General features: G+C 71.9%; 15 protein-coding genes. 3 read left to right on the top strand and 12 right to left on the bottom strand.

What is annotated here, in order from left to right:
- Positions 1 to 4: 4 nt before the first annotated feature.
- From G6O69_RS11605 to G6O69_RS11590, 4 genes are all read right to left on the bottom strand, one after another.
- Complete coding sequence (locus tag G6O69_RS11605; RefSeq protein ID WP_172303579.1) at positions 5 to 928, bottom strand: GGDEF domain-containing protein; 924 nt, start codon at positions 926 to 928, stop codon at positions 5 to 7.
- A 308-nt stretch (positions 929 to 1,236) separates the two neighbouring features.
- The gene (locus G6O69_RS11600) at positions 1,237 to 4,542 is read right to left on the bottom strand and encodes a chloride channel protein (RefSeq protein ID WP_176396774.1); all 3,306 of its coding nucleotides are present in this window, start codon (positions 4,540 to 4,542) and stop codon (positions 1,237 to 1,239) included.
- A gap of 108 nt (positions 4,543 to 4,650) precedes the next feature.
- A complete protein-coding gene (locus G6O69_RS11595) occupies positions 4,651 to 5,619 on the bottom strand; it encodes a hypothetical protein (protein WP_172303577.1) in 969 nt (322 codons plus the stop codon).
- Positions 5,620 to 5,827: 208 nt separating this feature from the next.
- Positions 5,828 to 6,358 (bottom strand): hypothetical protein, encoded by a 531-nt coding sequence (locus G6O69_RS11590; protein WP_172303576.1) that lies wholly within the window; start codon positions 6,356 to 6,358, stop codon positions 5,828 to 5,830.
- A 203-nt stretch (positions 6,359 to 6,561) separates the two neighbouring features.
- Between G6O69_RS11590 and G6O69_RS11585 the strand changes: the two genes are divergently transcribed.
- The 3 genes from G6O69_RS11585 to G6O69_RS11575 all read left to right on the top strand — a co-directional run bounded on the left by G6O69_RS11585 (position 6,562) and on the right by G6O69_RS11575 (position 9,132).
- Positions 6,562 to 7,365 carry a hypothetical protein gene (locus G6O69_RS11585; protein ID WP_172303575.1) on the top strand — a complete coding sequence of 268 codons (804 nt, stop codon included), beginning with the start codon at positions 6,562 to 6,564 and terminating at the stop codon, positions 7,363 to 7,365.
- 100 nt (positions 7,366 to 7,465) lie between these two features.
- The gene (locus G6O69_RS11580; protein ID WP_172303574.1) at positions 7,466 to 7,942 is read left to right on the top strand and encodes a hypothetical protein; all 477 of its coding nucleotides are present in this window, start codon (positions 7,466 to 7,468) and stop codon (positions 7,940 to 7,942) included.
- The gene (locus tag G6O69_RS11575; RefSeq protein WP_217909807.1) at positions 7,939 to 9,132 is read left to right on the top strand and encodes an NAD(P)/FAD-dependent oxidoreductase; all 1,194 of its coding nucleotides are present in this window, start codon (positions 7,939 to 7,941) and stop codon (positions 9,130 to 9,132) included. The genes G6O69_RS11580 and G6O69_RS11575 overlap by 4 nt, the downstream gene beginning before the upstream one ends.
- A gap of 678 nt (positions 9,133 to 9,810) precedes the next feature.
- Here the strand turns inward: G6O69_RS11575 and G6O69_RS11570 are convergent.
- The 8 genes from G6O69_RS11570 to G6O69_RS11535 form a co-directional block, all read right to left on the bottom strand.
- Positions 9,811 to 10,143, bottom strand: a complete 333-nt coding sequence (locus tag G6O69_RS11570; protein ID WP_172303573.1) for a hypothetical protein — start codon at positions 10,141 to 10,143, stop codon at positions 9,811 to 9,813.
- A 1,041-nt stretch (positions 10,144 to 11,184) separates the two neighbouring features.
- Positions 11,185 to 12,018, bottom strand: coding sequence for a hypothetical protein (locus tag G6O69_RS11565; protein ID WP_172303572.1), 834 nt, complete (start codon positions 12,016 to 12,018; stop codon positions 11,185 to 11,187).
- A gap of 100 nt (positions 12,019 to 12,118) precedes the next feature.
- On the bottom strand, positions 12,119 to 12,613 hold the full coding sequence (locus G6O69_RS11560; protein WP_172303571.1) for a hypothetical protein: 495 nt from the start codon (positions 12,611 to 12,613) through the stop codon (positions 12,119 to 12,121).
- A gap of 34 nt (positions 12,614 to 12,647) precedes the next feature.
- A complete protein-coding gene (locus tag G6O69_RS11555; protein WP_172303570.1) occupies positions 12,648 to 14,108 on the bottom strand; it encodes a sigma 54-interacting transcriptional regulator in 1,461 nt (486 codons plus the stop codon).
- Positions 14,109 to 14,116: 8 nt separating this feature from the next.
- A complete protein-coding gene (locus tag G6O69_RS11550) occupies positions 14,117 to 14,806 on the bottom strand; it encodes a rhomboid family intramembrane serine protease (protein WP_172303569.1) in 690 nt (229 codons plus the stop codon).
- A 115-nt stretch (positions 14,807 to 14,921) separates the two neighbouring features.
- Complete coding sequence (locus G6O69_RS11545) at positions 14,922 to 17,072, bottom strand: dynamin family protein (protein WP_172303568.1); 2,151 nt, start codon at positions 17,070 to 17,072, stop codon at positions 14,922 to 14,924.
- 5 nt (positions 17,073 to 17,077) lie between these two features.
- Complete coding sequence (locus G6O69_RS11540) at positions 17,078 to 18,022, bottom strand: hypothetical protein (protein WP_172303567.1); 945 nt, start codon at positions 18,020 to 18,022, stop codon at positions 17,078 to 17,080.
- Positions 18,023 to 18,086: 64 nt separating this feature from the next.
- On the bottom strand, positions 18,087 to 20,261 hold the full coding sequence (locus tag G6O69_RS11535; RefSeq protein ID WP_172303566.1) for a phytanoyl-CoA dioxygenase family protein: 2,175 nt from the start codon (positions 20,259 to 20,261) through the stop codon (positions 18,087 to 18,089).
- Between the last annotated feature and the right edge of the window lie 107 nt (positions 20,262 to 20,368).

The raw sequence follows: 20,368 nt of genomic DNA, 5'->3' as shown, positions 1-20,368 counted from the left end.
TCGGTCAGGTCGCCCGCGTGGGCTCGCTGTCCGGGTCGTAGATCTCGACGCGATTGCGCCCATTTCGCTTGGCGGCGTAGAGCGCCGCGTCGGCGGCCTCGACCAGGGCCGAGGCGCTGGGCTCGAGCAGCATGGACAGATCCGCCACGCCCAGAGAGACGGAGATCGTCAGGTCGCGGCCGGCGATCTTGAACGCCTCCCCCGCGACGAGCTCCTTGATGCGGTGGGCCGCCCGCGAGGCTCGCAGCGCGTCCACGTCCCGGCAGATCAGCACGAACTCCTCGCCGCCGTAGCGGGCGAAGATGTCCTCGGAGCGCGTCGTGCCTTGGACCCGATCCGCGAGGTCGCGGAGGATCGCGTCGCCGGCGGGGTGGCCGTAGTCGTCGTTGACCTGCTTGAAAAAATCGATGTCGAAGATGACCAGGGACAGCGGCTTGCCGTGGCGCAGCGCGAAGGCGACGTCGCTCTCGAGCCGGTTGTTGAAGTAGCCGCGGTTGAACACCCCCGTCAGCCGGTCGCGCAGCGCCGACTCATAGAGCGTGCGCTGGAAGTCCTCGTCGATGTCGTCGTGATAGGTGAACTTGAGCACGCTGCTGGCGCCGATTTGGATCTTGTCCCCCTCCTTGAGCGGGTAGCGATCCACGCGGTCGCCGTTGGCGAAGGTGCCGTTCGTCGAGCCGGCGTCCGAGAGGTAGTAGACCCCCTCGTCTTGCTCGACCTGCGCGTGCGAGCGCGAGATGCCCTCGTCGTTGATCCGCACGTCCGCGTGCAAACCCCGACCGATGGACGTGCGCCCCTCGTTGAGCGGGAACATCTCGCCCATGCGATCGCCCGCGAGCACGACCACGAAGGCCCGCCGCATCCCCTTCTCACGCTTCTTGACGTGAGGGAGAGCGTCGGAGTCCAGCACGACTGTGGTCTTTGACATCCGGGTTGCGATCCTAGGGGGGCGATCGGTGGTTCCGCAAGCGCGGGCGCTGCTCGCTGGCCACGCTCTGCCCGCGGACGCGTAGATCAGGCTGGCGAGCGCCCCTCGGGGGTGATTCAAGCCGCTGCTGCTCGCACATACAGCGCCTGCTCACAGACGCATCGCGCCTCTCCCGCACTCTCACGTGCTCGCGCTGCGATGATCTGCCTACACGAAGCTGCGGCTCGTGCCCGATCGACACGCCGCCGAGGAGCCGACTCGAGCGCACGCCACCATGGCGCATCCTGCGCTTGGGTTTCCCGCCAAGCTCACTCCACCCAGCGCGCCGCCAGCAAGTTCTCGCGGCTGCCCGCGAGGGCGAGCACGTCCCCCTCGCGCAGGGGCGCCTGCGGGTCGACCTCGAGCAGCTGCTTGTCGCGCTGCCACTCGAGCACCTGCACGTGGACGCGCTGGCGCAAGCTGAGCTCGGCCAGCGTTCGGCCAGCCCAGTTGCGCCCGACGACGACGCGCTCGAGGGTCACGCCCGCGCCGAGGTCGACCTCGTGGTCCAGGCCTCGCCCGCCGCCGCCGTGGAGCTGGAGCTCGGCGTGCTGCTGCTCGAGCACGTTCTCGCTGTAGTGGGCCATCAAGTCGGCGCGCTCGAGCAGGCCGAGGAGGCGGCGGTCGCTGTCGACGACGGGGAGCACATCGCGGCCCGAGCGGGCGAAGGCCAGCATGGCGCCGGCGAGGGTGTCGTCGGCCACGAGCAGGGTCGGGCGCTCGTCGAGGGCGAGCTCGCCGGCGCTCGATGAGGGGTCGAGCTCGCCGCGCAGGGCCCGGGCGGCGAGGCGGCGGCTGTCGAGGACCGCGGCCACGCGATCGTCTTCGTCGAGCAGGTAGAGGGTCGGGTTGTCCTCGACCAGGCTCGCGCGCTGGACCTCGTCGAAGCTCGAGTCGAGGCGCAGCATGTGGTCGGGCTGGATCATCAGGTCGCCGACGTGGCCGCGGTGCATGACGGCCGCGTCGTCGCCAGCGTCGAGGATCCGGGCGCTGCCCTTGCGGCGCAAGATCAGGTCGAAGAGGGTGTCGGGCTCGACCCGCCCGGCGACGAAGGCCGAGAGGATGCAGGCGAACATCAGCGGCAAGATCAGCCCGTAGTCGCCGGTGAGCTCGAAGATCATGACGATCGGCGTCAGCGGGGCGCGCAAGGTGGCGCCGAGGTAGGCGCCCATGCCGACGAGGGCGTAGGCCGCGGGCTGGCTGACGCCCGCGCCCAAGACGAGCTCGGCGAGGGCGTGGACGGCCGTGCCCACGCAGGCGCCGATGACCAGCGAGGGCATGAACACCCCGCCCATGCCGCCGGAGCCGATGGTCAGCGCGGTCGCGAGGATCTTGAGCAGCGCCAGGCCGATGGCCATCTGCCAGAACAGCTCGCTGTTGAGGGCCGAGAAGATGATCCCCCGCCCGGGGCCGAGCAGGTCGGTGAACAGCAAGGTGCCCATGAGCCCCACGCCCAGGCCGCCGAGGCCGGGCCTGACCCACTGGGGGAGCTTCTCGAAGCGCTCGAAGAGGTCGCTGACGAAGAGGATCACCCGGCTCATCAGCGGGCTGAGCAGGCCCGCGATCACGGCGAGGGCGAGGAAGAACACCATCTCGAGCAGCAGGCTGTCGCCGGCCACGTCGCCCGGCGGCGCGAGCTCGACGCGCTCGCCGAAGATCGCGTAGGAGGTGAAGGTCCCGGCGACGGCGGCGACGATCAGCGGGGTGAACACCGACATCGAGCCGACGTTGCCGCCGACGCTGCGCTTGAAGACGACCTCGACCGTGAAGATGACCCCGGCCAGCGGGGCGTTGAAGGCCGCGGCCAGACCTGCGGCGCAGCCGGCCCCGAGCATGGTGGTCTGTCGGCGCAGGCGTAGGCCGAAGAAGCGCGCGAGCACGGTGCCCACGGTGGCGCCGATGGCCACCGTCGGGCCCTCGTGACCCACGGAGCCGCCCGAGGCGATGGTCAGCCCCGTGCCCAGGCCGAGCACGGCCCCGGAGCTGCCCTTGAGCTTGCCCTGGCCCTGCTGACCCACGGACTCGATGACCGCCGGGATGCCCTCGGGGATCTCGCCCAGCCAGCGCTGGGCCAGCACGCGCAGGCCGCCGACCATCAGGCCGCCGAGAGCGGGGGCCAAGATCAGGTAGATCCAGCCGAAGCTCGGGAAGACCTGGGCGACGACAGGAAAGATCTGCACGGCGCCGGCGATCCACAGCAGGAGCAGACCGGCCGTGGCCCCGCTGGCCACGCCGACGATCACCGCCATGACCAGCAGGTAGAGGTGGTCGTCGCCCACGGCCGAGGCGAAGCGCTGACCCATGCGCAGGCCGACGCCCTCCCACAGCCGCGCGATCCGCCCGGTGGTCGGCAGGGGCTTGTGAAAGCCGGTCTTGCTCGGGTCCCAGGCCTTTTGCTCGGCCTGCGCGGGCAGCAGGCCGACGTGGACGCCCGTGCGCAGGGCCGCGTTCGCCAGGGTCCGCAGCGGCCTCCGCTTGCGCTGGCGTCGCGGCGGGGACCCTGCTTCCGCCGCGGGCTTCGCCGAGGACGCAGGCTTCACCGGGGCCGCGGGCGTCGTCGAGGCCGCGGCCTCTCCCCCCGCCAGCGCCGCGGCCTCTCCCCCCGCCAGCGCCGCGGCCTCGTCCAGGGGGTAGACGCCAGAGTCCTCGAGCAGCGGGACGCCCGCCAGGGACGGGTGGACCCCGGCGACGTGTCGCTTGCGCCGAGGGCCGTCCTCGGCCTCCGCGCCTTCGTCCGCCTCTGCGGGCTTCACCGGGGCCCCCACGCGATACGCACCCGCGGCCTTCGAATGCTGCGTGCTGTCGATCGAGCCAGGCCGCGCGCCGACCTCTTCGAGCTCGATGTTCAACTCGAGAGAGGGCTCTGGCTCGAGGATGGGCTCGACCCCGCTCGGCTCGGACGCAGGAACGTCGGCCTCCGCCGCGGCTGGGAGAGGCGCCTCGGCTAGCGACGGCGCGGCCACTGCTGGAGGGCCCCCGGCCTTCGGCGCGGCTGCTGCTTTCGGCGCGGCTGGAGGGCCCCCGACCTTCGGCGCGGCTGCTGCTTTCGGCGCGGCTGGAGGGCCCCCGACCTTCGGCGCGGCCGCTGCTTTCGGCGCGGCTGGAGGGCCCCCGACCTTCGGCGCGGCCGCTGCTTTCGGCGCGGCTGGAGGGCCCCCGACCTTCGGCGCGGCCGCTGCTTTCGGCGCGGCTGGAGGGCCCCCGACCTTCGGCGCGGTCGCTGCTTTCGGCGCGGCTGGAGGGCCCCCGACCGACGGGGCCTGGCTCGCGCCGCTGCCGGCTCGCGGCTTGGGGATCACCTCTCCCCCCGCCCGCGGAGGCAGCTCGAGGCCCAGGGTCAGCGTCTCGCGACGGATCGGCTCACGAGTCGTCCGCGCTGGCTGTTCGGGCTCGGGCTCGGGCTCGGGCTTCGGCGCGAGCACCCGCATGGCCTCGGTGTCACCCGGCGCAATCGACTGCGGCACCCCTGGCCGCGGGTCCGCGTCGGGAGTCGTGGGCTCGTCGGGGCGCGCGGTCGAGTCCGTCGGGGCACCTTCGTCCCCGCTCCCTCGCTCGCGCTCGTCGTCGCCCGCCATGGCTACGCACCGAAAGCTAGCAGCTTCGGGCGCGAGCCAAAACCGCCCCCGTGGAGGCGGCGCGACCGAGCCCCGCGCGCGCTGGCGAGGCCCGGGCGCTCGAAGCCGCTAGAGCTTCTTCAGCGCGAACATCACCGCCTCGTTGATCGTGTAGACGGTGTCGTTGCTGATCTCGCCGGAGGCGTCGGGGGTCACGCCCGCGGAGTGCCAGCGGATGATCCCGTTCTCGTCGAGGATGAAGATGTTCGGCGCCTCGCCGATGGCCTCGTAGAAGGTGAACGCGCCCTCCATGCCCAGGACCCGGGTGGGGTTGTCCTCGGTCTTGTTGGGCATGCGGTACATGGGCGGGGGCGGGAGCGGGCCGCCCTCGGCCTGGCCGACCTGGTTGTCGTTGAAGAAGGCGCGCAGGTCGGTGTCGTTCATCGGCTGGCGCTCGCGCTCCGACACGTGCTTGACCTGGGCGAACATGAGGTCGACGCCGGCCGCGGCGAGGTCGGCCTGGGCTTTTTGCAGCACCTGCATCATCAGGGCGCCGTTTTGCCGGTCGGTGGCCGTGGCCCAGTCGAAGAACACGATCAGCCGCTTCTTGCCGTAGAGGTCGCGGCCGTTGACGAAGCCGCCGTCGACGCTGACCAGCAGCAGCTGCGGCGCGGCGTGGCCAAAGAGGCGGCGGCGCGCCCAGCCCTCGGGGGCCTGGTCGAGCTCCTCGGCGCCCACGTACCAAAAGGGCGGGGCGTCCTTGATCGGCGGCATGCTCTCGTTGGGCGTGGCGGTGATCTTCACGGTCTTGACCACGCTGTCCCCGGCGTCCCAGACGGTCAGCTCGTGGGGCTGGCCGTCGGTGATGTTCGCCGCCTTCATGTCGGCCGTGGTCTTGACCTCCTTGCCGTCGACGGCCTGGATGAGGTCGCGACGGGCGAGCTCGTTGCAGCCCTCGCAGTTGCTGTCCTGGACGTAGGTGACGAACACGCCGCCGGGCTTGAGGTCCTTGGAGGGGACCGTGAAGTCGCCGCCGTCACAGCTGGTGGCGGCGAGGGGCAGCGTCAAAGACAGGGCGAGGGCGAGTTTCTTGAGCATCTGAAGTCCTGAGGGAAGTCCTGTGGGTCCTTGGGGGACACGAAGCACGAGGGGCCTCTCCAGCGCCTGCGGATGGGCCTCTCCAGCGCCGGCGGACTGTAGGATGGGCCGCCGCAGCGCGTCAACGACGGGCGCGGGCGGCGATTTCAGACGCACACGCCCGCGAGCGCGCGCAGCGTCGCCTGCTCCGTGTGCTGACTCATGACGATCAGCTGGGGGACTCGCCGGCGTCGATCAGCGCGTCCACCGGCGGCAAAAAGAGCGCGTCGTCGAGCGCCGTGCAGGCGCCGTAGCGCTGGATGATCTGCCGGGCCTCCTTGCTGTCCGAGGCGACCTCACCCAGCTGCTCGTCGAGGCTGCGCACGCACGAGCAAAAGGCCCGGGCCGACTCGAAGGTCGCCGTGTCCGTGCACGCCCCGACCATCTGCTCGAGGCTCCAGTGCATGAAGGGCATGCGGCAGTCGAGCGAGGGGTACTCCACGGCCAGGGCGCACTCGCACAGCTGCTCGTCGCGGTCCATGGTCTCCTCGCTGAGGTTGGCGCACAGGCTCTGCATGTAGGCGTCCTCCTGGCGCAGGCGGCTGTCGAATTCGACCGCGTTGTCGAGGATCACCCGGGGCAGCACGGCCACGGCGAACCACCAAAAGAGCGCTCCCGCCGGCAGGGCGATCAACGCACCGATGGCGAAGCCGCGGACCCGCGAGGGCCTGGGATCGTCGATGTCGGCGAGCATTGGCATGGCGCTCCAGTATAGCCGGCGCCTGGTCGCACCCGGCCACGGTCGACATCCGTACAGGCCGCCGAAGGGCTCTCAGCGCGCGTTTGGAGCGTCTGGGCCGCGAAGATTGCCCCGGCACCGGCGTTTTGCGTAAGCTGGGCCAGCCTCGGGGGTTGTCCGGGCGCGGCCCGGCGCGCCATACTCTCCCGCCCCCCTCTGGACCCATGAACTCGACCAAGCTCGGCCTCCGCCTCACCTCCTCCGTGCTCGCCACTGCCCTGTGCCTCGCCCCCGCCGACGGGGTGCTCGCGGCGCCTGCGGTAGACACCGAAGGCGAGGACACCGAAGCCACCACCGACGGCGAGACCGCGGCCGATCCCGCAGAGGGTGAGGACGCCGAGGCCAGCACCGACGCCGAGGCCGATCCCGCCGAGGGTGAAGAGGCCGACCCCGAGAGCGGGGACGTCGAGGCTACCGACACCGAGGGTGAAGAGGCCGTCGACACCGAGGGCGAAGAGGCCGTCGACACCGAGGGCGAAGAGGCCGTCGACACCGAGGGCGAAGAGGCCGTCGACACCGAGGGTGAAGAGGCCGAAGAGGAGCTCGACACCGAGGGTGAAGAGGTCGGGGAAGAGGCCGAAGAGGAGCTCGATCCCCCGCCTCCCGCCGGGCCGCAGCGCCCGCCCGAGCCCGCCTGGGGCCGCAAGAAGCAGTACCCGATGAACGGCAAGGGCATGCTGATCGCCGGCGGTGTGGTCACCGGCCTGGGCGCCGCCTTCATCATCACCTCCGTGCTCGTCACGCGCTGCGACTTCGACTCGGCGCTGGCCTGCAAGTATGGGGATCAGCGCGACTTCCTGGTCCCCACGGCCGTGGCGGCCACCGGCTTGGGCCTGATGCTCGTCGGCGTCGGCATCGGCAACCGGACCAGGTACAAGAAGTGGGAGAACTGGAGCCCCGAGCAGGCTGCCGTGGCGCCCGCGTTCTTCCCGGGCGGCGGCGGCGTGGCCGTGGCCGGCCGCTTCTAGGCCGCGCCGGTCTCCGCCCGAGCTGGCACTAGTTTGGGCCTGGGTCCGGCCCAAAGGGTCGCTGGACCCCGCTCCCGCGGTCATGTACGGTCGCCCGGAAATGGCCTTCGAGTACAAGCCGGGCATCTACAAGACCACCAAGTTCCTCCCAGGCAACGAGTCCGAGATCGCCCCTGGTGAGCTCGTTCTCATCCGCACGGACGGCGAATTCGCCCCCGCCTCCGCGCTCAAGCCGGTGATGAACCAGAACAACCAGTGGCAGTTCCAGATGCCCGGCATCAAGATCCCCCAAAATTCGCTGAATTGGGGCGACACGCTGGTCAAGCTGCCCCACGAGGGCTTCTACCGCCTGCTGCGCGAGATGTCCTTCGACGGCGGCGGCCGCTGGCTGGTCAACGCCATCGTCCAGCTCGGCTACACCCGCAAGGCCGAGCCGATCCTCTTCATCGCCCAGCGCCGCAACCCGCTGTCGAGCAACGACCTGTTCTTCTCCGACAAGGGCGTCAAGGTCGAGCTCGAGGGGATCGAAGAGCTGATCGAGCCGCTGGCCTGGTATCAAGAGCCGGCCAAGAGTTGAGCCACACGCCGGGCGCTGCCTCTCCCCCTGCCCCCTCCGCCTGCGGCCCCGACTGGTCGCTGGCGATCGTCGGCGCGGGGGTGGTGGGCTGCGCTTTGGCTCAGGCGCTCTCCCTCGCCTTCGCTTCCTCTGGCCGGGATCCCAGCAGGATCATCCTGCTCGAGGCCGCGGCCCGCGAGGGCACGGGGATCAGCGCGCGCAACAGCGGGGTCGTCCACGCCGGCCTCTACTACGCGCCGGGTTCCCGCAAGGCGCGGTGGTGCGTGGAGGGGAACCGGCTGATCTGGGAGTGGGTGGCGGCCCGCGGCGTGGGTCACCGGCGCACGGGCAAGCTGGTGGTCGCCACAGGGCGCGGCGCCGAGCTCGACGCCGAGCGCGAGGCCCTCGAGGCGCTGCGACGAAACGCGGCCGCGGCGGGCGTGGAGCTCGAGGCGCTGAGCCTCACCCAGGCCCGCGAGCTCGAGCCGGCCCTGCCCTCGAGCGTGGGCGCGGCCATGTGGTCGCCCAGCTCGGGCATCGTCGACGCTCACGGCCTCGTGCGCTCGCTGCTCGCCGCCGCCGTCGAGCGCGGCGTCGAGTTTGTGCCACAGACCCGGGTGGAGGTCGTGGAGCCCGGGCCGGGCGGACGCGGCTATCTCCTGCGCACGGATCGCGGCTCGATCCACGCGGAGCGGCTGATCAACGCCGCGGGCCTGCACGCGACGAGCTTGGCGGCGCAGCTCGGGTGTGTCCGCGCGCTCTATCCGGCCCGCGGCGACTATTTTCGCCTGCGCTGCGCGCCGTGGACGTGGCGTCGGCTGATCTATCCGGTCACGCGGCCTGGGAGCCCCTCTTTGGGTGTTCACCTGACGCTCGAGCTCGACGGGAGCGTGCGTTTGGGGCCGGACCTCGAGTGGCTGCCGAGTGCGCGCCGCGAGGACTATGGGCCGGCGACGGGGGAGACGAAGCTGCCGCGCTTTTTGGCTGCGGCCGAGCGCTTGCTCGGGGGGGAGCACCTCGCCCGCGCGGACGCGCTGCGCTACGACGGCTGCGGTATTCGGCCGAAGCTGGTCGGGGCTGGCGAGGGGGCGGCGGACTTCGAGATCGTGGAGTGGCCGCGCGGCGCTTGGCATCTGTTGGGTATCGAGTCTCCTGGGCTGACTTCGGCGATGGCTCTGGCGCGGGCGCTCGTGGAGGGGGTCGATGCTTGAGTCGGGGCTTGCTTTTGCGGGGGCTGCTTGGTCTTTTGCGGGGGGTGCTTGGTCTTTTGCGGGGGGTGCTTGGTCTTTTGCGGGGGGCTGCTTGGTCTTTTGTGGGGGGCTGCTTGGTCTTTTGCGGGGGGCTGCTTGGCCGTCGGTGCGCGCGCACGGGCCACCAGGGGACCCGTCGGCCTCAGACAGGCTCGCTGACTTCGGAGAGCTCCTCCCGGGCTCGCGCTGTCCGCTTTGGGGAGCTCCACTTCGAGAGGTAGAGCTCGTACGCGAAACTCGCCCGACGGGTCCCCTGCTGGCCCTTTTGTGCGCGTCTTTGGCCGAGAGCTGCCCCGCTTCGAGCAATGGAGGTGTCCTGTTCGAGGGCCCGCCTGGCCCTTCCGCGTCTTTGGCCGAGAGCTGCCCCGCTTCGAGCAATGGAGGTGTCCTGTTCGAGGGCCCGCTGGCCCTTTTGTGCGCGTCTTTGGCCGAGAGCGGCTCCGCTTCGAGCAGTGGGGAGTCCTGCTTGGGGGCTTCCTGGCCCTCTTGTGCACGTCTTTGGCCGAGAGCGGCTCCGCTTCGAGCAATGGAGGTGTCCTTGCTTCGGGAGCGGCTCCGCTTCGGGTAGCGACGCTTTTGGAGGACCGTCTGGCTTCGACGGTCTTCTCTGGCCGAGGGTTGGGGCTCGGCTTTTCGGGCTCAGCCCTCCGGATTGTCCTTCGGCGCGCCGGTCTTGGAGCGCTCGCGCGTCTTGCCTGCGCCCTTGCTCTCGCGCCCTTCGCCCTCGCGTCCGTCACCAAAGAGGCGCCGGCGCAGCAGCCAGATCGCCCCCTTGCGGCTGGCGCGAGAGGCCTCCTTGGTCATGCGGCCGGCCCCCTCGCGGACCTTGGCCTTGACCCGGCCCTTGAGTGTGGAGAGCTCCTCGGCACGAGCTCGCCGGCGATCTTCGAGCTGCTCGCGGACCATCATGCCCACGGCGAGGCCGAGAAGCACGGCGACCAGAGACAGGGCGATCAGCAGCTGGAGCGGCACCGAAGGATGATAGCAGCCTCTCCCCTCCAGCTGTCAGCGCCGGTGGCTGCGCCGCAGCTGTCACCCCGCGGCGAGATCAACGACCCCTCCACCACCCGAAACAAAGCCGCTCCTCCCCCAAGAAAAGGCCCCGAAGCCGACACCCCGCCCCACTCCCCCCTCCATCCATCGCCCCCAAAACGGAAACGACCCCCGCCAAAGACGCGCACAAAAAGGCCAGCCGGCCCAAGCAGGACTCCCCACCGCCCAAAGCTGAGCCGCTCCCAAAGACGCGCACAAAAGAGCCAGCAAGCCCCAAGCAGGACTCCCCACCGCCCGAAGCGGAGCCGCTCCCCACCAAAGACCAAGCGAGCAGGACTCCCCACCGCCCGAAGCGGAGCTGATCCCCGCCAAAGACGCGCACAAGAGAGCCAGCAAGCCCCAAGCAGGACTCCCCCATTGCCCGAAGCGGAGCCGCCCCCCGCCAAAGACGCGCACAAAAGGGCCAGCAGGGGACCCGTCGGCCGAGTTTCGCGTACGAGCTCTACCTCTCGAAGCGAAGCTCTCCCAAGCGGACAGCGCGAGCCCGCGAGGAGCTCTCTGAAGTCAGCGAGCCTGTCTGAGGCCGACGGGTCCCCTGCTGGCCCGTGCGCGTGCACCGACGGCCAAGCAGCCCCCCGCCCAAGACCAAGCAAGCAGGACTCCCCACCGCCCGAAGCGGAGCTGATCCCCGCCAAAGACGTGCACAAAAGAGCCTGCAAGCCCCAAGCAGGACTCCCCCCATTGCCCGAAGCGGAGCCGCCCCCCGCCAAAGACGCGCACAAGAGGGTCAGCAGGGGACCCGTCGGCCGAGTTTCGCGTACGAGCCCTACCTCTCGAAGCGAAGCTCTCCCAAGCGGACAGCGCTAGCCCGCGAGGAGCTCTCTGAAGTCAGCGAGCCTGTCTGAGGCCGACGGGTCCCCTGCTGGCCCGTGCGCGTGCACCGACGGCAAGCAGCTCCCCGCAGAAGACCAGGCAGCTCCCCGCAGAAGACCAGGCAGCCCCCGCAGAAGACCGAGCAGCTCACTCCCCACGGCCGCCAATGATCGCATCCCCCTCGGCCGCGCCCCCCTCATCCTCCGGCCCCTCATCCCCCGGCTCCTCATCCTCCGGCTCCTCGTCCCCCTCCATGCGCAGCTCATGTCGAGCCACGCCATCGTTCTCGAAGCTCACCACCCAGCGCCGACAGCTCCGCGCCTCCTCCCCCTTCTTCGCCTTCTTCGCCTTGCCGGCCTTCTCCCCCCCGGGCTGGCGCGCCGGATCCGTCTGGGGCTCGCGCGGCTCCCTCGTCGGCTCGACCTCGCTCAGCTCGCGCCAGAGCGGCTCCTGCCCCCAGCGGACCAGAGCGAGGGACTCGCCGATCCCGTCCACGGCGGGGGTGGGACCACACAGCTCCAGCTCGCAGCGGATCAGGTGGCAGGTCGGCCAGGTCTGGATCACCGCGGATCCTCCATCCAGCGCGTCGCGGCGAGCGAGCGACACGGCCGAGCGCAGCAGCGACTCGTGGTGCCGACGAAATTGCTCGTCCACGGGCTCGTCGGCGACGTCCTGGTTCTCCCAGCTCTCGCGCAAGACAGCCACGCGCTGGGCCGAGCGCGCCTCCCAGCCCGCGCGCTTGGTCCGCTTCCCCCGGGTCGTACGCTCGCGCGACGCGGGCTTCTTCTCGTCCTTCTTGTCCGCGCGCGGGATCATCTCGCCCTTGGGGACGTCGAGGGCGAACTGAAAGCCCACGGCGCCCGCTCCGAGCACGATGGGGAGCAGCCACCCGAGGATGGCGCGGGCGCGACCGGCCTGGGGCGCGCCGGCTTGGGTCGCGCTCTGGGCAGCGCTCGACGACTCGGTGCGGGGCTGACTCATGGCTCGCGGCCCGCGAATGTACCAGCAGCCTCGGACACCCGCAGGGGCCCGCGGTGAAATTCCCGGCGGGCGAAGCAGGTGCGCGTCGAGCCGGCGCGGGTCAGAGCTGGGGGCTGGCGGCCTCGGGACCCGGGAGGGGCACGCGGACCTTCCAGCTGCCCTCGCGGACCTCGCCCTCCGCGGGCGCCGGGCTGGCCGCGTCGGCGGGCTCGAGCGGCTCCCAGACCAGCTCGACGCGGATGCTGCGGCCGTCGGTGGTCTCGAGCTCGACGTGGGCAAGGCGCTCGCTCTGATCGACGAGCTCGGCCGAGGCCACGGCGACGCTGCGGTCGACGGCGACGATCTGCAGCATCTCGGCGGGCTCGATGTTGCGGCGGCCGCCGACCTGATCGCTGGCTCGCTCCGCGGCCTGCTCGAGGCGCTCGACGGCGGGGCGCTCGAGCACCGCCATCATCGCCTCGACGTCGCCGCGCCGCGCCGACTCTGCGAAGGCCCGGGCCACGGCGACCGGCTCGGACTCCTTGCGCGCGCAGCCGCCGAGCGCGACCACGAAGGCGAGCGCGCAGAGCACCAAGCGAGGGTCGAAGCGCCGCATCGTCGACGAGTATAGCCCGCGGCTCGGGCCGCGCTCAGTCGTCGCTCTTCTTGCTGCTCTTGTGCATGCCAAGGCGCTTGAGCAGCTCGCGCAGGTAGTAGCGGGTGATCCCGGCCTCGGCCGACGCGCGGCTGAGGTTGTTGTCGGTCTTGGCCAGCAAGCGCGCGAAGTAGGCCCGCTCGAACTCGTCGACGACGTGCTGCTTGGCCTCCTTGAAGGGCATCGCGTAGAGCTCCTCGGACAGCCCGCCACCGCCGCCGCCCTCGCCCTCGCCGGACTCGCGCTTGGCCACCGGACGGCCCTCGCGCCGACCGAGGTGGAGATCCGCCGGCTCGATGATCGCGTTGCGCGAGAGGTGAGCGGCGCGCTCGATCGTGTTCTTGAGCTGGCGGACGTTGCCCGGCCAGGCCTCGTGGAGCAGGACCTGCTTGGCCTCCTCGTTGAGCTGCGGCGCCCGGCCGTGGATCCGCGCGAAGTCCTCGAGGAACTTGCTGGCCAGCAGCAAGATGTCCTCGCCGCGCTCGCGCAGCGGCGGGAGCTCGACGTTCATGACCGTGAGCCGGAAGTAGAGGTCCTCGCGGAACTGGCCGGCGCCGACCATCTGGCGCAGGTCTCGGTGGGTGGCCGCGACCACGCGCACGTCGACCTTGCGCACGTTGCTCTCGCCGATGCGCTGGACCTCGCGGCGGTCGAGCACGCGCAGCAGCTTGGGCTGGAGATCGATGGGCAGCTCGCCGACCTCGTCGAGGAACAAGGTGCCCCCGTCGGCCTCTTCGAAGGCGCCGGGGCGGTCGCTGATCGCCCCGGTGAACGAGCCCTTCTTGTGGCCGAGGATCGCCGCCTCGGCCAGCTCGCGGGGGAGCGAGCCGCAGTCGAGGACCACGAAGGGGCCCTCGGCGCGCTTGGACTCGTCGTGCAGGGCCCGCGCGACCAGCTCCTTGCCCGTGCCGGTCTCGCCCCCGATCATCACGCTCATGTCCGTGGGCGCGACCTTCTCGAGGATCGCGAACACCTCGCGCATGGTCGAGCTCGCGCCCCACAGCGCGCCAAAGTGATCGTGCCCCGAGAGCGGGATCTCGACCTCGTCGGCCGACAAGAACAACACGTCGGTCTTGCCGACGCTGATCGTGGTCCCCGGCTCGATATAGGCCTCGCGCACGCGCAGGCCACCGACGGTGGTGCCGTTTGTCGAGTCGAGGTCGCGCAAGAGCACGCCGCGCTTGTCACCCAAGGTGATCTGCAGGTGCGTGCCGCTGACCGAGGTGTCGGTCAGCACGAGGTCGTTGACGGCGCTGCGGCCCACGGTGATCTTGGGCCGCGAGACCTGGATCTGTGCGCCGCGATCGGGGCCGGCGGTGACCCGCAGCATCACCCGACGCAGCTGCGTGTGGCGGTGCGGCGACGAGAAGAAGGTCGTCGTCATCCCCGGATCGAGGTCGTCCTCGATCTGCGGGATCCCGGACCCGGGTGGCTCGTTTTCGGTGGGGTTGGACACGAGTCGCGCTAGTTGAGCATGTCGTCCGCCGTTCGGACGACGCGAAGGTGCGAGGCCCCGCGCACCTTGCTGCGCTCGACTTTGCCCGAACTCCCGCGCTTGCGCCAGGGCTGCACGAAGAGCACGGCGACCAGCGCAGCGAGCAGGGGGGGTATCGACACCGGCCAGGCCGCCGCGAGCGTGGCCCCGCTGACGAGGGCTGCGACCAGGGGGAAGGCCAGGACGACCAGCCCCGCGATCCCGGCGACGAGCCCAGGCGCGACCTCGCGCGAGCCCAGCTTCATGCGCTCGCGCGCAAAGACTACGGCAAAGGCGAGGATCGCCGCGGCGTCCATGGGGGTCGCCCCCGAGAAGGTCAGGCTGGCGAACGCAGGCAGCGCCAAGGCCAGGGCCGCCACGCCGCCGTAACCCACCAACCCCGCGACCAGGACCATCACCAGGTAGCGGGTCGTGCCCCAAAAGCCCTCGAGGCGGCTGCCGATCCACCACTGGACGATCAGCGTCCACAACAGGCCCAGCAGACCCAACCCCTCCGGGTAGCGAAACAGGGCGGTCAGGGGCGACCACCAGCGCTGCCCCTGGAGCAGGCTCGCCGGCTCGAGGCTCAAGGCGGCCGCGAAGCCGCGGTCGCCGAGCAACATGCTGACCACGAAGGTCGCGAGGAAGAGGGCGAAGGCGCCGCGGCGAAACCTAGGCACCGAGCAGCCCCCCTCGCCGGGTCGAGACTCCAGCCAGACTGGGCGTGCGACCAGCGAGGCGCACGAGGTGCCGCGTCGAGCTCATGTTGGGATCTTACTTCAACAGTCCGAGTCGCTAGTGGATGACAGTGGGGGCAGGCGCTGGCGCGGGCCGACCGTCGAGGTCGAGGGCGCGCAGCTCGTCGACGAGGCGATCCAGGCGGCCCTCCAGACGGTTGAGCTCGCCGTGGGCGGCCAGGACGACGCGCTCGCGCAGGCGCTTGGCGGCCTGCTCGGGCGGCAGGGGCGGCGTGTCTCCAGCACCCGAGCCGGCGGCCGCGCCCGCCTCGGCAGCCTCGCTCGCCGCCGCGCCCGCAGCAGCTTCGCGCTCGTCTACGCCCTCGCTCTCGCCCTCGCCCTCGCTCTCGCCGGATGACGAAGCGCGGACGCTGCGGTCGACCTCGGTGGCCTCGGCCTCGCTCGACTCGGTGACCTCGAGCGCCTCGGGCCCGTCGGGCTGCTCGGCCACGGCCGGGCGCGCGGCGCCTGGGATCCGCGCCTGGTGCTCGGCGAGGCGCTCCTCGGCCCGGCGCAAGCTGGCCAGGAGCTGCTCGGCGAGGGCCTGGTCGGCGAGGGTCAGGTGGTCGTCGAGGGCCTCTCCGTGACGCTCGACGGCCTGGGTGACGATGCGCCCGAGCTCGCCCACGGCCTCGTCGAGGGCGGGGGGAAGCACGACCTTGGCCTGGGCCCTGGCGTCGCGGACGGTCTTCTCGCGCAGGACGACCGTGGCCAGCGGCCCGGCGACGGTCATCACCATGCCGGTGACCGAATTGCCCAGGTACCACAGCACGGTGCCCACCACCCCCAAGGCGATCGTCCCGACCTCGACGAGGATCTTGGGCGGCTCGACGTAAAAGCCCGGGCCGCGGAAGCCCAGGGGCATGGTGGCCTCGAGCAGCCGGCGACGGGCGAGCTCGGAGCAGGTCGCAAAGAGCTCGCGGGTCTGGGCCTCGAGCTCCGTGCGCAGGCGCTCGGACTCCTGGCGCACGAACTCCATGAACGCGTCCTGGATCGCCCCGGGCACGGCCTGGGTCAGGGTCTTGATGTCGGCCTTTTGGATCTGCGCGAGGGCGGCCTCCTCGAGGTCGGCCCGAAACTTGGCCTGGCGCTCGCCGCTGGCCGCGATGATCTTGGCGCAGGCCTCGGGGATCCCCCGGCGGAGCTCGGCGAGGTCGCGCTCGTGGGCGGCCGCGGCCGCCTCGACCGCGCGGATCTCGGCCGTGAGGGCCTCGCGCTCGAGGTGCAGCGCCCGCGACTGCACGGCGGCGTTGTAGCCGAGGAGCTTGGCGTGGCGGAGCATGGCCGCGCGGGCGCGGGCCGGGAGGATCTCGCGGCCGCGGCCGGCGAGGCCGAACAGGCGCTCGCGCAGGGCGTTGACCGCCATGACCCCGGGGGCGTCGGACTCGGGCTCGCGCAGGGCGAGCTTGGCGTTGGTCAAGAAGGGCTCGAGCTCCCCGGGGAGGATCGTCGCCAGGCCCTCGCGGATGTGCTCGACGATGCGCGGGCGCTCCTCCTCGGGGACGAGGTCGATGCGGTTGATGACCAAAAACACGACCGCGCCGCTCTGCGCCGAGGCCCCGCCGACCGCCGCCAGGGCGTCGCGGATCAGCCCCAGCTCGCTGCGGCTGAGCACCTGCGTGGCGTCGAGGACGAGGACCAGGGCGTCGGCCCGGGGCAGCTCGCTGCGACTGAGCGCGGCCCGGAAGCGGGCGATGTCGTTGAACCCGGGGGTGTCGATGAGCTCCAGGGTCGCCGGCAGGCGCTCGGCGGCGACGAGCAGCTCCGGGGTCTCGCCGGCCGCGGGCTCCTGCTTGCCGCGGGCGAGGCGATCGAAGTGGTCGTCGTCGAGGGGCGCCCGCGAGCCGTCGGCGGCCAGGGAGAAGCGCCCGGTCTGGCCGTCGGGGCCGACGCGGATCGCGACGACCGCCCCGGTGGTCGGGGTCACGCCGACGGGCAGCAGGGCCTCGCCGAGCAGGGCGTTGATCAGCGAGCTCTTGCCGTGCTTGATCTCGCCGAGGATCACCGCGCGCACCCGCCCGTCGTCGAGGCGGCGGCGGGCGTCGTCGGCGATCGCCCCGGCGAGGTCGCGGTGGCCGAGGGCCTGGGCGATCTCGACGAGCGCCTCGGCGGCCTCGCGCAGGCGACCGACGCCGGCCGTGGCCCCCTGCGAGGTCGCGGTGGCCGTGTCTTGCGAGTCGGGGGTGTCGTTGGGCGTATCGTCAGGCATCGGGTTCACAGCAGGGCGAGGCGGCGGGTCAGCCGGCTGTCGACGCGCGCCAGGGTCCAGGCGTCGGCGGGGACGTGGATCGGCTCGGGCTCGCCGGGCTCGCCGGTCTCGGGCGGGCTGGCCGCGGCGGAGGTCAGCTGGCGCAGCAGCTCGGCCCGGCGCGCGCGCAGGGCGAGGACCCGGGCGAAGACGGCCGAGCGGGCGAATTCCCGCAGGGCTCGCTCGCGGGCGGCGGTGTCGGGGAAGCGCGGCAACCAGGCGGGGCTGGGGTCCGCGCTGTCCTCCCCCACGGGCACCGGGGGACTGAGGATCGTGTCGACGGCGGCCTCGAGGTCGCCGCAGCTCAGCAGCCCGGCGCGGTCCGCCGAGAAGATCATCACCTTGGTCCAGGGGGCCAGCAGCGCGCGCATGGCCCGGGCGCTGGCGCCATCGCCCGGCTCCCCCTCGCCGCCGCCGGCCAGGAGGTAGTGCGCCGTGAAGAACACGGCGTGGTCGCAGTGCAGGTGGCCCAGGCCGGCGCCCAGCAAGAACGCGCGCTTGGCCTCGGGCAGGGCCGCGAGGGCCTCGGCGTCGATGATCAGCCAGTGCGCCGTGCCCCGGGTGGCGCCCAGAGCCGTGACCAGCGGCCAGCGCCCGCGCTGGCCCGGCCGCAGCACCCGCAGCGTGGGCGTGGGCGCGCGCAGGGCCTCGACGTGCAGGCCGATCTCCCGCAGCAGGCCGACCGACGCCGCGTCACCCGGGAGCAGGGCCTCCTCGAGCAGGCGGCGCGAGAGCCCCGGCCAGGCACGGTCGACGGTGCGGACCATCGCGTTGCCGATGGTCGAGCTCGCCAACCAGTTCGAGCGTCGAAGGTCGACGCCATAGGCGTAGCCCTGCCGCGCCATGTGCTGCTCGTAGACCTCGAGCTGGCGGTGCTGGACGTAGTGGCTGAGGTCGGGGCGCTCGCTCACGGGGGAGAGGATAGGCAGTATGGCACGTGAAAGATACGGGGCTGACCACACAGACGCGCCGGGCTCAGCGCCCGCAGGCCCGCGCGACGGCCTCTTCCACGGGAGAGCGCTCCGCCGCCGGGCGGAAAGGTTTCAGGGGCTCGCGCAGATAGACCATGGGGTTGCTCATCCAGCGGATGCGCCCGCTCGCGTTGGGCGAGGACGAGTGCATCATCAGCGGGTGCATGAGCAGCAGGTCGCCGGTCTTGCCGACGACCTCGTGGAAGCGCTCGCACTTGCTGGTGATGAAGGCCCCGCGGTTGTTGCAAAAGTCGATGCCCTCGGGGTGCTCGGCCAGGGCCTGGGCGACCCGCGGCACCGAGTCCGGCGCGAGCCAGGTGTTGCCCGAGCGCGGGAGCAGGTCGTCGAACAAGGCGATACCCACGAGCCCGTTGCGGATCGTGTCCAGGCGCGTCACCGGGCTGGGGTCGTCGATGTGCCAGCTGTCCCAGTCCGGCGCCGGCCCGGCGACGTCGAGGTGGTCTTGGGCGCACAAGTTCAGGATCAGGTAGTCGTTCCAGGTCGTCGTGGCCACGCGCTCGGGGCCGCCGAGGAGATCGAGGATCGCCCCCCAGCCGACGGGGCTGAACTCGGCGATGCGCACGCTCTCCCCGCCCATCAACTCGATCCGCGGCCAGGTCCAGGTGCTGCGGTCGCCGGGGTCGAAGCCGCGCAAGCTCGCGCTCGCGTCCGCGGGGTCGTAGCCGCGAACCCAGCGCTCGGGGGCGTCGCGGATCCGCCGGATCGCGTCCTCGCGCCAGCGCCGGGCAAGGTCCGGGTCGAAGGCCCCCTCGAACACCAAAAAGCCGTCCTCGTAGAAGCGCTCGAGCTGCTCGCGGCTCAAGGTCCGCGGGGTCCACGGCTCGGATCGGGCGCCTCGCTGCCCTCGGGAGCCCGCGTCGGCGCCCTCGGGCTTGGGCGGGTTGACGCCCAAGGCACGGATCAGCGCGCCCTCGAGGGCCGCGAGGCGCTCGCGATCCTGGGCGTGAAACCGCTCGAAGAGGCTCTCGCCCGGCTCGGCGTGGACCAGGGCCGAGAAGCGCAGCGATCCCTCGGGGCTGGCGCGCCAGCAGGGCTGGCCGAGGGTGAAGTCCCCGCGCTCGAGCAGGGCCTGGGCCTGCTCGAGGATCCGCACCAGCGGGCCGCGCTCGCTGATCACCCCGCGGTCGGTCCACAGGTCCACACCAGCGACGCGCGCGGCGTCCGAGAGCAGCCCGGGCGCCCAGGCCTGCAGGCTCTCGAAGCGGCGCTCGAGGGCGTCGCCGGGGTCTTCGGGCCACAGGCGATGCCGGGCCAGGGCCAGGGCCACCGCGAGGTGGATCGAATGCGGCTGGCTCTGGCGCGCGCGCTCGAGCAGGTCCGCGGCCTCGGGCAGGACGCCGATCTCTTCGAGGGCCCAGGCGCGATGCAGGAGGCGGTCCGCGAGGCCCTCGTGGCGCGTCGTCCGGACGATCACCGCCTTGGCGTCACCGCGCGCGCGGGCCAGCAGCGCCCGCTCGCCGGCCAGGACCTCGAGCTGCGCGTCGACGTCGCTGCGCCGCTCGAGCGCGGCCAGGCGCGCGTCGGCCCGCTCGCGCGCGCCGAGGAGCAGGTCCACGTGCAGGCGCGCGGCGATCCACGCGGGACGCAGCGTCCACGCGACGTCGGCCCGCTCGAGCGCCGCGAGCAGCTCGTCGGCGACGGCCAGGCCGTGCTCGGGGATCACCGCCAGCAGCAGCTCGGCGCGCTCGGGCGGCTGCGCCAGGTGGCCCTCCGCCAGCTTCGCAACCAGCTCCGCGGTGTCCGGCCCAGGCCCCGGCCCGGCCCCCCGCTCTGCCCCCGGCTCTGCCATGGCCCGAGCGGCGTCGAACCAACCCAGGGCCGCCGCCCGCTCCCGCGCCAGCCCCCTCGCCTTGGCCGCCACCCCCGGCTTGCCCTTGGCCGCCGCCCGGGCCAGCGCCCCCAAGCCGACATCGTAGCGGCCACAGGCCAGCAGCCCGGCGCCGCAGACCAGCTCGATCAGCGCCGCGACCTTGGGCTGGGCCAGCGCCGCCTCGAAGTCCTCCGCCGCGCCGCGCCGCGCCATCCTCCGCGCCCGGGCCAGGCCGCGCAGCGCCAGCGCCGGCGCCCCCAGCTTGGCCACCGCCGCCTCGGCCTCCGGCGAGTCGAAGCGCGCGGCGTTGAGCTCACGAAAGAAGGCGTCGAAGAGCTGTGCCCGCACCTCGGCATCATGCCGCAGCGGGTCTGTGGCGACCACCAGCGGGGCCCCCGGGGTTCAAACTACATTCGTAGTTGACAGGGCGACAGGCGTAGTACTACACCTGTCGT

The sequence above is a fragment of the Pseudenhygromyxa sp. WMMC2535 genome (assembly GCF_011083025.2).
Note: the sequence above shows the minus strand (reverse complement) of the source record. Positions and strands in the feature narration are given on the sequence as shown.